Source organism: Rhodococcus maanshanensis NBRC 100610 (assembly GCF_001894865.1).
GTDB lineage: Bacteria > Actinomycetota > Actinomycetes > Mycobacteriales > Mycobacteriaceae > Rhodococcus_G > Rhodococcus_G maanshanensis.
In genome coordinates this window covers 40,037-55,314 of record NZ_BCXA01000008.1, presented here as the reverse complement: position 1 = coordinate 55,314, position 15,278 = coordinate 40,037, and the positions used below count along the sequence as shown (strand labels likewise).

The following is a 15,278-nucleotide window of genomic DNA, read 5'->3' as shown; positions in this document are numbered from 1 at the left end:
CCGTTGCTCATGCCGGTGCCCCTCCCAGTCCGAAAGTACCTGGCCCGCAGTCTGATCGGGTGGGCGCGAGGCCGAGCCGCACCGCCTCGAGCATCGGGGTCTCGGTGTCGCACGACCCGAAACAGGTCAGCACCGACCGGGCAGGCACCGGGTCGTGCAGCGTGCGGGCCGTCGAGCGCAGCCGGTCCCGGTCCTCGTCGGCCAGCATCGCGGCGGTCTCCGCGGCCGATCCGGATCGCGCGGCGTCCGCGGCCAGCACCAGGTTGAGGAAGCCGTGATGGGTGAGGCCGGTCGCCGGGTCGGTCTGCCGGATCGCGTGGTGCAGCCCGGCGGTGGCCTTGGCGGGCACCCCCGCGCCCGCGGCCGCGACCAGCGCGGCGGCCAGGGCGTCCGGCGTCGGGAACAGCTCGGCCCCTGTCCCGCCGCAGCGCAGCTTCACCCCGAGCGACGCTCCGTTCTCGGCCCGGCGCTCGGCCAGCGCGGCGATGACCCCGGCGGCATCGGCGACGGTCGCAGGCTCGACGAACAACGGCACCGCCGCGGGCCCGCCCCCGGTGGCGTCGATCAGCGCGGCGAGGGCGTCGCTCCAGTCTCCAGGTGCCGGCGTCAGCGTCGACTCGATGCCGACCAACTCGGCACCGGGGGAGTGGCGCAGTGCCGCGACGGCATCCGCGAGCGCGGACAGGTCCGCGGTGACGAGCACCGCGAAGCGGTCGTCGGCGTCGAGGTGGCCGAGCAGCTCGGGTACCCGGGACGCGGGGCACACGAACCGGTGCGTGAGCATCGGTTGACCCGACGCGAGATCGCGGCGGTGGCGTGCCACCGCCGCCGCCATGTCGAGCTCGGTGGGCTCGAACAGGCCGGCGTCGTCGACCAGGTGCGCCAGCAGCGCGGTCATGACGACGGCCCCCGGCCCGCCCAGGACCAGGCATAGGAGGGATCCTCGACGGCCAGCCCGCCCTCGCCGAGCGCGAGCGGCCGGAAGGTGTCGACCATGACGGCGAGCTCGTCGAAGAACTCGGCGCCGATGCTGGCCTCGGCCGCCCCCGGCTGCGGTCCGTGTGCGATGCCGCCGGGGTGCAGGGAGATCGAGCCGCGGCCGATGCCCGAACCCTTGCGTGCCTCGTAGTCGCCGTCGACGTAGAACATGACCTCGTCGGAGTCGACGTTGGAGTGGTAGTACGGCACCGGGATGGCGAGCGGGTGGTAGTCGACCTTGCGCGGCACGAAATTGCAGATCACGAATCCGGTGCTCTCGAACACCTGATGGGCGGGCGGGGGCTGGTGCACCCGGCCGGTGATCGGTTCGAAGTCGGCGACGTTGAAGGTGAACGGGTAAAGGCAACCGTCCCACCCGACGACGTCGAACGGGTGGGTGGGACAGACCAGGCGGGTACCGACGAGGCCGGTGCTGCCGCGGTGTCTGACCAGCACCTCGACATCGGTGCCGTCGCAGAGCAGCGGCTCGGTCGGCGCGTGCAGGTCGCGCTCGCAGTAGGGCGCGTGCTCGAGCAGCTGCCCGAACCGCGACAGATACCGGTGGACCGGCCCGATGTGGCTGCTCGATTCGATTGCATACGCGCACAAAGGTTCACCGGGGTTCGGCAGCCATCGATGGGTGGTGCCACGCGGGAGCAGCACGTAGTCGCCCCGGCGGGCCCCGAGTGCCCCGAACACGGTCTCGACGGTGGCGGATCCGGCCTCGACGAAGACGCACTCGTCGCCGACCGCGTTCCGGTACAGGGGCGAATCCTGCTGCGCGGCGACGTACGAGATCCGGACGTCGTCGTTGCCGAGCACGAGGCGTCGGCCGGTCACGGGGTCGGTGTCGAGGGGGTTCCGGGCCAGCTCGTGGAGCTTGAGGTGCCGCGACCTGAGCGGGTGGTTGGGGGTCAGCGACTGGTCGGGGAGTTCCCATGACGTCGAGTCGACGATCGCCGAGGGGGTGCCGAGGTGGTAGAGCAGCGCGGAGTCGGAGGAGAACCCCTCCTCGCCCATGAGCTCCTCGCGGTAGAGCTCGCCGCCGGGCGCGCGGAACTGCGTGTGACGCTTCGGCGGCACCTGACCGACCTGGCGGTAGAAGGGCATGGCGTTCCTCCCGGCGTCGAGCTGCGGGCCGCCCCCTCGGCCCGTTTTGTGATGCGGATCACAACAGTTGCCACTATATCGCCGCGGGTCGACGGCGGGTGGCGTCCGGCGAGCGCGCGATCGAGGGTCTCGACAGCATCTAAGTCCTGAGTCTAGACTCAGGACCGTGACGTGCACCCTCTCCGAAACCCTCGCCGTGGTCGGCGAGCGCTGGGCCCTGCTGATCGTTCGCGAGGTCGCGCTCGGTCTCCGCCGCTTCGACGAGCTCCGGGCCGCAACCGGCGCGCCGCGCGGGGTGCTCTCGGACCGCCTGCAGCGGCTCATCGCCGCGGGCGTGCTGGCCACCAGGGATTACCGGGTTCCTGGCAGCAGGGCCAGGCAGGAGTACGTCCTCACCGAGGCGGGTCTCGACCTGTTGCCGGTGCTGGCCGCGTTCTCCGACTGGGGGGAGAAGCACCTCGTCGACGGCGGGGTGCCCGAGGTGGTGTACCGGCACACGGGGTGCGGGGGCCGGGTTACCGCGCGCCTGGTGTGTGAATGCGGCGGGGACGCGGATGTGCACGAACGGGTCATCGCCCAGGTCAATCGCTGAACCCGACGTCCGACGCTCGATCGCAGAACAAGTACCGAGACAGCAGTACCGAGACAAAGGAGTGCTCCATGTCCCTGGCCACCACCACCGATGCCGCCTTCGCCGCCGACGTGCTCTCGTCCGAGACGCCGGTCCTCGTCGAGTTCACCGCGAGCTGGTGCCCTCCGTGCAAGATGGTCGCGCCGGTCCTCGAGCAGATCGCGAACGAGGAGTCCGGTCGTCTCGCCGTCATCGCGTTGGACGTCGACGAGAACCCGGGGACGGCCAGGGAGTATCAGGTGATGGGCATGCCGACCATGGCATTGTTCATCGGCGGAGAAATGGTCACGACGATGGTCGGTGCCAAGCCCCGCGCGGCGATCATGCGGGCGCTGGAGCCGCACCTGCCGGTGGCCTGACCGTCCGCCGCCCGCGCCGAGTGTGCACCTGCCGGCGCACGCTCTCGGGCGATGCGTCGGAAGCTGCACACTCGGCGGGTGGTTGGCGGACTAGCGGACCGGCGTTCGAGCGGGGTCGTGTTTCCCGAATTCGCTCGCCACCAGGTAGTCCACCCACGCCCGCATCGCCTGCGGCAGCGGAGGGAAGGTCAGCCCGGCCCGCTCGGCGAGCGCCCGTGCGGAATCGGTCGGGTACCGGTCGGCGGAGAGGAAACCGAGGGTCTCCGGGTCCGCGCCGGTCAGCTTCGCGGGCAGCCTGCGGATCACCCCGACCGGCACGTGGAATCGAGGGGGCCGCACGCCGAGGGTCCGTGCGACGTCGCGGAGCAGCTCGCCGAGCAGCGGTGTGTCCTCGTCGAGAACCCACAGCGCCGCACCGGGTTCCGCGTGCTCGGGCACGGCGGCGAGGAACCGGGCGAAGTAGTCCGCGGTGACCACGGGGACCCAGACGTCCTTGCCGCCGGGAATGACGGGGAGCCTGCCGCGGTGGAGGTCGCGGACCATCGCGGCAAGGCCGATGAACTGGGTGGTCTCGCCGGTCCCGGAGTCGCCGATGACCGTCGACGGGTTGACGATCGCGTACGGGATGCCGTGTGCCTCGGCGTGATCGCGCACGGCGTGGTCGGCCTCGACCTTGCTCGCCTCGTAGGCGCCCTTGTCGCGGTAGAGCGTCGCGGTCACGGTTGCGCCAGCCACGCGATACCCGCTGATGTGCACGAACCGGCGTAGCCGCGGCAGTTCCTGCGCCCAGCGCAGCGCGGCCACGGCCCCGTCGACGTTGACCGCGCGAGCCTCGCTCTCGGTGAGCCCGAAGGCGAACCGTCCGCCGAGGTTGTACACGTCGCGCACGGCGGGCAACGGGTCAAGGCCGAGTCCGGGCGCGGTCAGGTCCCCGTCGACGACGGTCAGCAGCTCGGTGTTCCCGCCGTGGGCGGCCACCCAGTCGCGGAGTTCGTCGCCGCGTTCGGCGGCGTTCCTGACCATCGCGGCGACGTGCCTGCCCTGGCGGGTGAGCTCGGGGATCAGCCACCGGCCGATCAGTCCGGTGGAACCGATGACGAGGGTGTCGGGCGTGCTCATGAGGTCTCCAGTAGTTTCCGGACGGCGCGCACCGCCGCATCGATGGGTTCGCGGGACCGCCGGACCCGGCCGACGAGCAGTGCGCCCTCGATGAGGGCGAAGACCTCGGTGGCCAGCGCGGCGTCGCCGATGAGGTCCGCGAGGGCGGCCTCCCAGCGGGCGTAGATCTCGGCGCACACCCCGCCGAGCGGGTCGGTGCCCGCCGTCTCGAGGGCAACGGTCGCGATCGGGCAGCCCTTGGTGAAGTCGGAGTCGACCTGCCGGTCGGCGAGCGCCTCGAGGAGCCGGGCGATGACATCCGCGGGCGGGCCGCCGAGGGAGGCGGCCATCAGTGCGTCGAGCGTGTCCGCGCTCTGTCGGAGTGCGGCCGCGACCAACTCGTCCTTGCCGCCGGGGAAGTGGAAGTACAGCGAGCCGCGCGGCGCCCCGCTGCGTTCGAGCACCTCGGTGACGCCGGTCGCCGCCACGCCCTTCTCCTCGACCGCGGTCGCCATGACCGTGATCATCCGCAGCCTCGTCTCCTCGCCCTTCTTCATGCGATCAATATAGACCGGTCTACATATTTTAGGAAGATGACCGGCTCGCGACCCGCCGCGGCCTATCGGGGCTGGCCCTTTCGGAGTTGGCCGATGACGTCGGGCGTGAGTCGGCGGGCCAATTCCTCGAGTAGCGCGGTCGCCTCGCCGATCGCCAGCGGGTCGTCGGTTCCCAGGGTTGCGGCAAGTGCGGTCTCGATCGATGTCGCCCTGACCTCGCCCATCCGGTCGGACACCTCCGCGGCCGGGTGGATGAGTACGCGCCGCCGGTCATCAGGATCCGGCTGTGTGGTGATCGCCTCCGCCTCCCTCAGTCGTGCGACGGCGCCGGACACCGCGCTCTGTGGGAAGCCGGTCCGCGCCGCGATCTCACCCACGGCGCTTCCTGGGTGGTCGCGGATGTCGCTGGCGACGATCAGCACGGTGCGGGTGCCGGTCGGGTGGCGGCCGATGCCGTCGGTGGGCAACGCCTCCTCGCCGATCTTCATCAGGGTGCGCCCCAGCAGGAACAGGTCGATGCCATTCACGCGGCCGATTTTACATCGACACAGATGCATCATATGTGATACATCTGTTGTGATACTTATTGACGAGAGGAGCGTGCGATGAACGTGGGCAGCCGAACGGGGACCCGATCGGGATCACTGCGGGTGGAGGGTGCATCCCTGTACTTCGAGGTCAGGGGGGCCGGACCCGTCCTGCTGATCTCGCAGAGCGGGGAAGGGGATGCGGGCCGCAGCCGGGACCTGGTCGACCGGCTGGAGGCGGACTACACCGTGGTCACGTACGACCGGCGCGGCCTGTCCAGGAGTGTCCTCGACGATCCGGACGGCGGCGTGACCCTTGCCCAGCACGCCGACGACGTCCACCGCCTGCTCGCGGAGGTCACCGACGAGCCGGCCCGGATGCTCGGGTGCAGCCTTGGTGCCTCGATCGGACTCCACGTCGCGGTCGGCCACCCGGAGCAGCTCGCGACCCTGGTCGCGCACGAGCCGGTCAGCCCGCGTCTGTTGCCGCCCGGGCACCGGGCCGAGCACCAGGACGAGCTGGCCGAGATCCAGCGGGTCCATCGCACCGACGGGCTGGCGGGAACCCTGCAGCTGGTCGCGAAGGTCCTCGGCATCGACCCGCACAGCACGGAGGTCGAGCCGGGGCTGACGCCGATGCCGATGTCGCCACAGCGAATTCGCAACTTCGACTTCTTCGTCGAGCAGGACTTCTCCGCGATCATTCGGGACACACTCGACGTCGCCGCGGTCGGCCGAACGTCGACCCGCATCGTCCCCGCCGTCGGCCGGGCGACTCCGGAGACCGTCTTCGACCGGGCGTGCGCGGTCGCCTTGGCCGACCTGCGAGGTGAAGAGGTCCGCGTGTTCCCCGGTGGCCACAACGGCAACACGAGCCACCCGAGCGCGTACGCCGAAGCCCTCCGCGCCGCGCTGAACTGACGGCGGCAGGCGCGGTCACGCCAGGGCGGCCCGCACCAGTGGCAGGTGGCGAAGCGGGATCTGGTTCTCCAGGGCGATCACCGTGGACGACCGCAGCACGTTCTGCCCGTCCACGATCTGATTGATCACCCGTTGCAGGTCCGAGTGTGTCCGCGCCACCACCCGGATCAGCACATCGCCCGCACCGGTGGTGGTGTGGGCCTCGAGCACCTCGGGGATCGCGACGAGGTGCTCGACGACCGCGCGGTGCCCGCGACCCTGGACGATCTCCAGGGTCGCGAACGCGGTGACCGGGAAGCCGAGGGCCTCGGCGTCCAGGGTGGGGGCCATGTCCGCGATCACGCCGTCGCGTTCGAGCCGGTTCAGGCGGGCCTGCACGGTGCCGCGGGCGACACCAAGCCGGCGCGACGCCTCGAGCACCCCCACGCGCGGCTCGGCGTGCAGGAGCTCGAGCAGGTCGGCGTCGAGGCGATCGATGCTCATCGGTGTGCTCCTGGTCATCTTGTCCAACAATTCACCGCCACACTCCAGCATTCTGTACATATTGAGCAGCGTCAATCCTCATCGTTGCGCAGGTGAGGGGCCGAGGTCACAGTGAATCCATGACGATCGCGGACATTCGGTTGACCCCGCGCGAGCGCGCCGCGCACCTGCGCGCGAACGATCTGCACCGGCTCGTCGGGCTGGTCGAACACGACGACGCGGCCGACCCGTTCCCTGTGGTCGGGATGGACGCGGTGGTGTTCGTCTGCGGGAACGCCAGCCAGAGCGCCCACTACTTCGTCTCCACCTGGGGCATGACCCTGGTGGCCTACGCGGGGCCGGAAACCGGTCAGCGCGAACACAAGTCGTTCGTGCTCGAGTCCGGCTCCGTCCGGTTCGTCCTCGAGGGCGCGGTCAGCCCCGACAGCCCGCTCGCCGATCGGCACCGCAGGAACGGAGACGGCGTTGCGGACCTGGCGCTGGAGGTGCTCGACGTGGACCGCTGCATCGAGCGGGCGCGGTCGCAGGGCGCCACCGTCCTCGAGGAACCGCACGACGTCACCGACGAGTTCGGCACGGTGCGGCTGGCCGCCATCGCCACCTACGGCAGCACCAGGCACACCCTCGTCGACCGCAGCCGGTACGACGGGGTGTACCTGCCCGGATTCGCCCCGCGCAGTTCGGGATTCGTCCGCCGCCCCGGTGCGCCGGAGCGGCTGTTCCAGGCGCTCGATCACGCCGTCGGCAACGTCGAGATGGGCCGGATGGATCACTGGGTGCGCTTCTACAACCGGGTGATGGGCTTCACCAACATGGCCGAGTTCGTCGGGGACGACATCGCCACCGAGTACTCGGCGCTGATGTCCAAGGTCGTCGCGAACGGCAACCATCGGGTCAAGTTCCCGCTCAACGAGCCGGCGCCGGGGAAGAAGAAGTCGCAGATCGACGAGTACCTCGACTTCTACGGCGAACCCGGCTGCCAGCACCTGGCCCTGGCCACGGGCGACATCCTGCGCACGGTCGACGCGCTGCGTGCGGAGGGCGTCGAGTTCCTCGACACACCCGACGCCTATTACGACGACCCCGAGCTGCGGGCCAGGATCGGCCGGGTGCGGGTGCCGGTGGCCGAGCTCAAACGCCGCGGCGTCCTTGTCGACCGGGACGAGGACGGCTACCTGCTGCAGATCTTCACCAAGCCGCTCGGCGACCGGCCGACGATGTTCTTCGAGCTGATCGAGCGCCACGGCTCGCTCGGCTTCGGCAAGGGCAACTTCCGGGCCCTTTTCGAGTCGATCGAGCGCGAACAGGCGGCGCGCGGAAACCTCTGAGCCCGGACGGCCCGTGACCGGATCGGTATTCGTTGCGCTGGCGAACTGTGCACGAGTCGTGTTCTATCGACTAACTATGAGCTCAGTCACCCGCATCGTTGCCGGAACACTCGGAGCAATCGCCGTCGCCGCCGGCACGGCCGCGACCGCCACGGCCGCGCCCGCAGCCTCTGCCTCTGCGGCGTCGGCTCCGTACACCCTGCTGGCCGACGGCAGTCACACCGAGTACCAGGTCAACCCGGTGCTCACCCAGGACGACGTGCTGAACACCAACAAGGACTTCACCTCGCTGCCCGGCGTCCGGGCGCACAGCATCGACGGCCGGAACTTCACCTTCTACCGGCTCGTCGACGGCGCCCGGATCGGGATGGTCCGGATCAACGAGGTCTGCCTGCCGACCGGGGTCTGCCACGGCCTGATCGTGGACGGCCCCAGCCCGGTCTTCTGACGCCGACCCTCACCCCGCCCAGGTGGTCGGCACGTCGCCGCCGCCCTCGGGACTGACTCGGGTACCCACCTGGGCGAGCAGCGGCACCGGCGCGATCGGCCCGGCGAACAGCGCCTGACCGAGCCCGAACCCGGTCGCGCGGTGCAGCATCGGCGCGGGCACGTGGGAGAACAGGGTGCTCAGGTCCTCGATGTCGGCGGCGCCGTTCATCCGCATCAACACCAGGTTGTCGCACTGCGAGACCACGTTCGGGTGCACCTTGCCCGGCCGCTGGGTGGCGACGAACAGGTGCAGGCCGAACTTGCGGCCCTCGCCGGCGATCAGCGCGCCGAGCTCGGCGGTCGCCGCCAGCAGCGGGTCCTCGGTGGTGGCGGGCAGCACGTTGTGCGCCTCGTCGATGACGAGCAGCACCGGCTCGCGGTCCCGGCGGCCCGCCCACCGCCTGCCGAGGATCGCCAGCGCGACCGCGGTCCGCTCGTCCGGCCGCGACAGGCTCCCGACGTCGACGATCACGCAGCGCGCGCGGCTCACGTCGTACTCGACGGCCGAGCGCTCGCCCTCGCGCCGCCACAGGTCCCACTCGCCGATCCGGAGGTTGCCGATGCGGGCCGCGAGCCGTTCGGTGTCGTGGTGCGCGGCGGCTGCGGCCTCCAGGTCGTCGACGGAGTACGGCACCGTCAGCGTCGCGGTGACCTGGCGCAGTGCGCGGAAGTCGTCGAGGTCGCGGATCGGGTCCATCCGCAGCAGCAGCGCCTGGATGTCGAGGTCGAGGTCGCTGAAGTCCAGGCACAACGTGTGTTCGGCGCCGTTGCCGCGCGCCCGCGCCACGTGCACCCCCGACGCGACCTCGCGGTGGCGCTCGGCGGCGGGCGAGGAGTCCTCGGGGTCGCAGGAGCCGAGGAACACGTGATCGGAGTTCGGGTCGAGCACCACGATCGGCAGTTCGGTCGAGCCGAGCAGTCGCTCGAGCAGGCCACCCGTGGTGTAGGTCTTGCCGGAGCCGGACTGCCCGCACATGAAGGTGTGCCGCGCGAACCCCGTCGACCGCAGCGTGGCCGGGACGCTCGGTGCCTGCCTGAGCACCCCGATCTCGATGGCGGCCGCCGTCCCGGTGAGGCCCTCGGCGATCAGGGCGACCTCGTCCTCCGTCGCGGGCCGGATCGGGCGTTCACCGAACGGCTCGACCGCACGTCGCTCCAGGAAGAAGTCGCCGTCGAACTCGCCGAGCGTGGTCGCGGATCCGCCGAGCGAGCGCATCAGCGGTCGGACGCTGGCCGCGACGACACCGATTTCCGCCATCTGGTCGCGCACGGTGAAGTCGAGCTGGGGTCCCTCGCGTTCGACCATGCGGACCTCCCGCACCTGGACCGCGACGCGGCGCGCGCCCTCGAACTCGATCACCGCGAACCCGCCGACCTCGACACCGATCTCGATCGGGCCCATGAAGGACACCTCCCGGCCGTCGGCGGACACGGCCACCTGTGCGACCGCGAAGCGTTCGTAGAGCTCGTGTCGGTGATCCTGCAATGCGTCCAGCGTCGGTTCCATGCCGAACATCCTGGCATCACGACTTCGGGTGTCCGATCGGCCGGGATGTCGGTCGCCCCGATGTGTCCTCGGTCGCTCTCCTACACCCTGTCGTTGGCAAAATCTCGACAACTGGGACACTGGAGGCCGTGACTGTTCCCACCAGCGCCTCTTCTCAGCCCGCCAGCACCTCCGCGCAGCTCTTCGAGCGGGCGGGCGCCGTCATCCCCGGGGGCGTCAACTCCCCGGTGCGGGCCTTCCAATCTGTGGGCGGTACCCCCCGTTTCATCGCCAACGCGTCCGGCTGCACGCTGACCGACGTCGACGGCAACGACTACGTCGACCTCATCTGCTCGTGGGGACCGATGATCCTCGGACACGCGCACCCGGCGGTCGTCGAGGCCGTGCAGAAGGCCTCGACCACCGGGCTCTCGTTCGGTGCCCCCACCGAGGGCGAGATCGAGCTCGCCGAGGCGATCGTCGACCGGGTCGCCCCCGTCGAGCAGGTCCGCCTGGTCAACTCGGGCACCGAGGCCACCATGAGCGCGGTCCGGCTGGCCCGCGGGTTCACCGGCCGCACCAAGATCATCAAGTTCTCCGGCTGCTACCACGGCCACGTGGACGCCCTGCTCGCCGACGCGGGCTCCGGCGTCGCCACCCTCGGTCTGCCCACCTCGCCCGGCGTCACCGGTGCGCAGGCCTCGGACACGATCGTGCTGCCCTACAACGACCTGGACGCGGTCGCGCAGGCCTTCGCCGCGAACCCCCAGCAGATCGCGTGCGTGATCACCGAGGCCGCCGCGGGCAACATGGGCGCCGTCGCGCCGAAGCCCGGGTTCAACGAGGGCCTGCGCCGGCTGTGCACCGCCCACGACGCGCTGCTGATCATGGACGAGGTGATGACCGGCTTCCGCGTCAGCTCGGCCGGTTGGTACGGGATCGACGGCGTCGCGGGCGACCTGATGACCTTCGGCAAGGTGATGAGCGGCGGACTGCCCGCCGCAGCGTTCGGCGGCCGCGCCGACGTGATGGGCCACCTCGCGCCCGCAGGCCCGGTGTACCAGGCGGGCACCCTGTCCGGAAACCCCGTCGCCGTCGCTGCGGGGCTCGCCAGCCTCCGCGCCGCTGATCAGAGCGTGTACGACGCCCTCGAACGCAACTCCGCGACCCTCGGCAGGCTGCTCGGCGACGCCCTCACCGAGGCGGGTGTGCAGCACCAGGTGCAATTTGCAGGCACCATGGTGAGCGTGTTCTTCGCCGACCGTCCGGTCACCAACTACGCGGAGGCGAAGGCGAGCGACACCTGGCGCTTCCCCGCCTTCTTCCATGCGCTGCTCTCGCGCGGCGTCTACGCGCCTCCGAGCGCCTTCGAGGCCTGGTTCGTCTCCTCTGCCCTCGACGACGCCGCGTTCGACCGCATCGCCGCCGCGTTGCCGGCCGCAGCCAAGGCGGCTGCCGCCGCGCAGGCACCAACCACCTAGATCCCGCACCCCCTAGATCACGGAGCCAAACCACGTGAGCACCCTGCAGCAGACGCCGACGCCCGACCCCGCCGAGTCGCGCACCATCGTGCACGTCCTCCGCCACGGCGAGGTGCACAACCCGAAGGGCATCCTGTACGGCAGGCTGCCCGGCTACCGGCTGTCCGTGACCGGTCAGGCGCAGGCCAGGACGGTCGCCTCGGTGCTCGCCGGTCACGACATCACCCACGTGGTGGCCTCGCCGCTGCAGCGGGCGCAGGAGACCGCGGCGCCGATCGCGGGGAAGCACGGGCTGACCCTCGTCACCGACGACAACCTGATCGAGGCGGGCAACGACTTCGAGGGCCTCAAGGTCTCGGTCGGCGATGGCGCGCTGCGCAGGCCTCGGCACTGGTGGAAGCTGCGCGACCCGTTCACCCCGTCCTGGGGCGAGCCGTACCTGCAGATCGCGCACCGCATGCTCGCCGCCGTCAACACCGCGCGCGTCGCCGCCGTGGGACACGAGGCCGTGTGCGTCAGCCACCAGCTGCCGGTGTGGACGCTGCGCAGGTTCCTGCAGGGCGAGCGGCTCTGGCACGACCCGCGGCACCGCCAGTGCGGGCTGGCCTCGCTGACCTCGCTGGTCTACGAGGGCGACACCCTGGTCGACATCGTCTACTCGGAGCCCGCGGGCGCGTCCGATCCGAGGGTGACCGGGGCATGAGGCGGTTCGTCCGGGTGGCTGCCGCGGTGCTGGCGGTCGCCGCCGTCACCGCCGGCTGCGGCACCGGCACCGACGCCGTCGCGCAGGGCGGCACGTTCGACTTCGTCTCGCCTGGCGGGCAGACGGAGATCTTCTACGACCCGCCGAGCGAACGCGGCACCATCGGCAACATCTCCGGGCCCGACCTCATGGTCGAGGGCAAGACCACCTCGCTGTCGGACTTCGAGGGCCAACCGGTGGTCATCAACCTCTGGGGCCAGTGGTGCGGGCCGTGCCGCGGTGAGGCAGACGACCTCGAGAAGGTCTACGAGAGCACCAAGGACCTCGGCGTCGCCTTCCTCGGCATCAACGTCCGGGACCTGCAGCAGGACAAGGCCCAGGACTTCGTCACCGACAACAAGGTCGGCTATCCGTCGGTCTACGACCCGTCGATGCGCACCCTGACCGCGCTCGGCGGCAAGTTCCCGACGAGCGTCATCCCGTCCACCCTTGTGCTCGACAAGGAGCACCGGGTCGCGGCCGTGTTCCTCAAGGCACTGCTGGCGGAGGATCTCCAGCCGGTGGTGGAGAGGGTTGCGCGGGAACAGTGAGCACCATGAACGACGCCGTCCTGGCCGCCGGGATCGGTGAGACCTTCGGCAACACCGCGGCCTCCGGGCCGCTGCTGCTGGCGTTCGGCGCCTGCGTGCTCGCGGGACTGGTGTCCTTCGCCTCGCCGTGTGTTGTGCCGCTGGTGCCCGGCTACCTGTCCTATCTCGCCGGGATCGTGGGTGCGGACGCACCCGCAGTGACCGCGGCCGAGGCGGGCGCCCTCAAGACCGAGACCGACACCAGGTCCGCAGCGCGCATGCGCGTCGCGGGTGCCGCCGGGCTGTTCGTGCTCGGGTTCACGGTGGTCTTCGTGCTGGCGACCGCATCGGTGTTCGGCCTGATCTCCGCCCTCACCGTCAACCGGGAGGTGCTGCAGCGGGTCGGTGGGGTGATCACCATCGCGATGGGCCTGGTGTTCATCGGGCTGGTGCCCGCGCTGCAGAGGGACGTGCGCTTCGAGCCGCGGCGGGTGTCCGGGCTGATCGGAGCGCCGCTGCTCGGCGCGGTGTTCGGGCTCGGGTGGACGCCGTGCCTCGGCCCGACCCTGGCCGGGGTGCTGTCCGTTGCGGCCGGCACCGAGGGCGCGACCGCCGCGCGGGGCGTTGCGCTGATCGTGGCGTACTGCATCGGCCTCGGGATGCCGTTCGTGATCCTGGCGTTCGGCTCGGTGAGCGCGCTGCGTGGGGTGGGCTGGCTGCGCCGCAATGCGCGCGCCATCCAGATCTTCGGCGGCCTGATGCTGGTGGCGGTGGGCGTCGCCCTGGTCACCGGCGCATGGGACGTCTTCGTTGGTTGGGTTCGTGACGCGTTCATCTCGGAGGTGACGTTGCCGATATGACGGTGACAGAAGACAGGCAGGCCCCGACGCCGCCGCGGCGGCAATCCCTCGCCGGGCGGGGCGTCGCGTTGGTGCGCAACACCTGGCGCGGCCTCACCTCCATGCGGACCGCGCTGGTGCTGCTGTTCCTGCTGGCGTTCGCGGCCATCCCCGGCGCGCTGCTGCCGCAGCGCAGCCTGAACGCGGGCAAGGTCGACGAGTACATCGCGAACCGGCCCACCCTCGGTCCGCTGATGGACAAGCTGGAACTGTTCGACGTCTTCGGCAGCTTCTGGTTCACCGCCGTGTACGCCCTGCTGTTCATCTCGCTGATCGGCTGCATCACGCCCCGGTGCTGGGAGCACTACAAGGCCCTGCGCACGCAGCCGGTCGCGGCGCCACGCAACCTGGCCCGGCTCCCGCACCACACCGAGGTCACCGTCGCCGACGAGCCCGAGGCCGTCGCGGCCCTGGTCCGCGGGCAGCTGCGTGGCTGGCGCACGGTCACCCGCACCGGCGGCGAGCTGCGCGCGGGCAGGCCGGGCGAGGTCACGGTGTCGGCGGAGAAGGGCTACCTGCGCGAGGCGGGCAACCTGCTCTTCCACCTGTCGCTGGTCGGCCTGCTGGCCGCGATCGCCCTCGGAAAGCTCTTCGGATACGAGGGCAACGTCGTGGTGATCGCCGCCGGCGGTCCCGGCTTCTGCACCACCTCGCCCGCGGCGTTCGATGGGTTCCGTGCGGGTTACAAGGAGGATGGCACCGGACTGACGCCGCTGTGCGTGAAGGTCAAGGACTTCAAGGCCGACTACCTGGACAACGGCCAGGCCGAGATGTTCACCTCCAACATCGAGTACCAGGCGGGCGAGGACCTGGTGAACAACACCTGGCGCGAGGACCGGCTGCAGGTCAACCATCCGCTGCGGGTCGCGGGCGACCGGGTGTACCTGCAGGGCCACGGCTACGCGCCGACGTTCACCGTGACCTTCCCGAACGGGGAGACGCGAACCGAGACGCTGCAGTGGCGTCCCGACGACGCGACCACCTTCCTCTCCAGCGGGGCGATGCGGTTCGACCCGCCCGGCGGGATGTACCCCGATCCCGCGGAGCGTCGCAAGAACCAGATCGGCATCGAGGGCCTGTTCGCGCCGACCGCGCTGTTCCACGGCAACCTGCTGGCGTCGAGCTACCCGGCGATGACCGATCCGGCCGTCGCGATCGACATCTACAAGGGCGACACCGGGCTCGACACCGGCAATCCCCAGTCGCTGTTCTCGCTCAGCAAGGAACTCGTCAACCAGGGCCGGATGGCCAAACAGGACCGGGTCAACCTGCGGCCGGGCGAGAGCGCGACCCTGGCGGACGGCACCAAGGTGCAGTTCGACGGGGCCAAGGAATTCGTCAATCTCCAGGTCTCGCACGACCCCGCGCAGCAGTGGGTGTTGGTGTTCGCGATCTCGATGATGGCGGGCCTGCTGGTGTCGCTGCTGATCAAGCGGCGCCGGATCTGGGTGCGGGTGTACCCGGCCGATTCAGATGCCGACACGGTGTCGGATACATTGGATCCGCATCGACGACGTACCGTAGTAGAGCTGGGTGGGCTCGCCCGCACCGACCAGGCCGGTTGGGGCGACGAGTTCGACCGGCTGAGCAGCCGTCTGCTCGCGGACCTCGAGACCTCGAAGACCACCTCGGAGAACCGCGCCTGAGGCGCAGGAGAGA

The 15,278-nt window shown here is 70.5% G+C and carries 17 protein-coding genes; 10 read left to right on the top strand and 7 right to left on the bottom strand.

Annotated features, from left to right (window positions below; translation table 11 throughout):
• Positions 1–7: 7 nt before the first annotated feature.
• Positions 8–898 (bottom strand): hypothetical protein, encoded by an 891-nt coding sequence (locus RM1_RS05135; protein WP_072750293.1) that lies wholly within the window; start codon positions 896–898, stop codon positions 8–10.
• A complete protein-coding gene (locus RM1_RS05130) occupies positions 895–2,088 on the bottom strand; it encodes a homogentisate 1,2-dioxygenase (RefSeq protein ID WP_072750292.1) in 1,194 nt (397 codons plus the stop codon). Before RM1_RS05130 ends, RM1_RS05135 begins: the two co-directional genes overlap by 4 nt.
• Before the next feature lie 166 nt (positions 2,089–2,254).
• On the opposite strand from RM1_RS05130, the gene RM1_RS05125 reads away from it, so the two are divergent.
• Both RM1_RS05125 and trxA read left to right on the top strand, forming a co-directional pair.
• Entirely contained in the window at positions 2,255–2,680 is a 426-nt protein-coding gene (locus RM1_RS05125; protein WP_072750291.1) for a winged helix-turn-helix transcriptional regulator, read from the top strand.
• A gap of 68 nt (positions 2,681–2,748) precedes the next feature.
• Entirely contained in the window at positions 2,749–3,078 is a 330-nt protein-coding gene (gene trxA, locus RM1_RS05120) for a thioredoxin (protein ID WP_072750290.1), read from the top strand.
• A 90-nt stretch (positions 3,079–3,168) separates the two neighbouring features.
• Here the strand turns inward: trxA and RM1_RS05115 are convergent, their stop codons facing one another.
• The 3 genes from RM1_RS05115 to RM1_RS05105 all read right to left on the bottom strand — a co-directional run bounded on the left by RM1_RS05115 (position 3,169) and on the right by RM1_RS05105 (position 5,260).
• Positions 3,169–4,197 (bottom strand): SDR family oxidoreductase, encoded by a 1,029-nt coding sequence (locus RM1_RS05115; RefSeq protein ID WP_072750289.1) that lies wholly within the window; start codon positions 4,195–4,197, stop codon positions 3,169–3,171.
• Complete coding sequence (locus tag RM1_RS05110) at positions 4,194–4,733, bottom strand: TetR/AcrR family transcriptional regulator (protein WP_072750288.1); 540 nt, start codon at positions 4,731–4,733, stop codon at positions 4,194–4,196. Before RM1_RS05110 ends, RM1_RS05115 begins: the two co-directional genes overlap by 4 nt.
• A 62-nt stretch (positions 4,734–4,795) precedes the next feature.
• A complete protein-coding gene (locus RM1_RS05105) occupies positions 4,796–5,260 on the bottom strand; it encodes a MarR family winged helix-turn-helix transcriptional regulator (RefSeq protein WP_218019675.1) in 465 nt (154 codons plus the stop codon).
• Positions 5,261–5,338: 78 nt separating this feature from the next.
• Between RM1_RS05105 and RM1_RS05100 the strand changes: the two genes are divergently transcribed.
• Positions 5,339–6,181 (top strand): alpha/beta fold hydrolase, encoded by an 843-nt coding sequence (locus tag RM1_RS05100; RefSeq protein WP_072750287.1) that lies wholly within the window; start codon positions 5,339–5,341, stop codon positions 6,179–6,181.
• Between the two features lie 15 nt (positions 6,182–6,196).
• Here RM1_RS05100 and RM1_RS05095 read toward each other — a convergent pair whose 3' ends face one another.
• On the bottom strand, positions 6,197–6,664 hold the full coding sequence (locus RM1_RS05095) for an Lrp/AsnC family transcriptional regulator (protein WP_027500731.1): 468 nt from the start codon (positions 6,662–6,664) through the stop codon (positions 6,197–6,199).
• Between the two features lie 119 nt (positions 6,665–6,783).
• On the opposite strand from RM1_RS05095, the gene hppD reads away from it, so the two are divergent.
• Together hppD and RM1_RS05085 are read left to right on the top strand one after the other, a co-directional pair.
• Entirely contained in the window at positions 6,784–7,992 is a 1,209-nt protein-coding gene (gene hppD, locus RM1_RS05090; protein WP_072750286.1) for a 4-hydroxyphenylpyruvate dioxygenase, read from the top strand.
• A gap of 76 nt (positions 7,993–8,068) precedes the next feature.
• Positions 8,069–8,440: a hypothetical protein gene (locus RM1_RS05085; protein WP_072750285.1), complete on the top strand. Its 372-nt coding sequence runs from the start codon at positions 8,069–8,071 to the stop codon at positions 8,438–8,440.
• Between the two features lie 9 nt (positions 8,441–8,449).
• On the opposite strand, the gene RM1_RS05080 is transcribed toward RM1_RS05085, so the two are convergent.
• A complete protein-coding gene (locus RM1_RS05080) occupies positions 8,450–9,988 on the bottom strand; it encodes an ATP-binding protein (RefSeq protein ID WP_092667747.1) in 1,539 nt (512 codons plus the stop codon).
• A gap of 128 nt (positions 9,989–10,116) precedes the next feature.
• Here RM1_RS05080 and hemL point away from each other — a divergent pair, with 128 nt between their 5' ends.
• From hemL to resB, 5 genes are read left to right on the top strand one after another with little or no spacing between them, the layout of a single operon-like run.
• Entirely contained in the window at positions 10,117–11,448 is a 1,332-nt protein-coding gene (hemL, locus tag RM1_RS05075) for a glutamate-1-semialdehyde 2,1-aminomutase (protein WP_072750284.1), read from the top strand.
• Between the two features lie 34 nt (positions 11,449–11,482).
• Positions 11,483–12,151, top strand: a complete 669-nt coding sequence (locus RM1_RS05070; protein ID WP_174562914.1) for a histidine phosphatase family protein — start codon at positions 11,483–11,485, stop codon at positions 12,149–12,151.
• Positions 12,148–12,741, top strand: a complete 594-nt coding sequence (locus RM1_RS05065; RefSeq protein WP_037176073.1) for a TlpA disulfide reductase family protein — start codon at positions 12,148–12,150, stop codon at positions 12,739–12,741. Before RM1_RS05070 ends, RM1_RS05065 begins: the two co-directional genes overlap by 4 nt.
• A gap of 5 nt (positions 12,742–12,746) precedes the next feature.
• The gene (locus RM1_RS05060; RefSeq protein ID WP_072750336.1) at positions 12,747–13,580 is read left to right on the top strand and encodes a cytochrome c biogenesis CcdA family protein; all 834 of its coding nucleotides are present in this window, start codon (positions 12,747–12,749) and stop codon (positions 13,578–13,580) included.
• Positions 13,577–15,265 carry a cytochrome c biogenesis protein ResB gene (gene resB, locus RM1_RS05055; RefSeq protein ID WP_072750282.1) on the top strand — a complete coding sequence of 563 codons (1,689 nt, stop codon included), beginning with the start codon at positions 13,577–13,579 and terminating at the stop codon, positions 15,263–15,265. Before RM1_RS05060 ends, resB begins: the two co-directional genes overlap by 4 nt.
• The last annotated feature ends 13 nt before the right edge of the window (positions 15,266–15,278 follow it).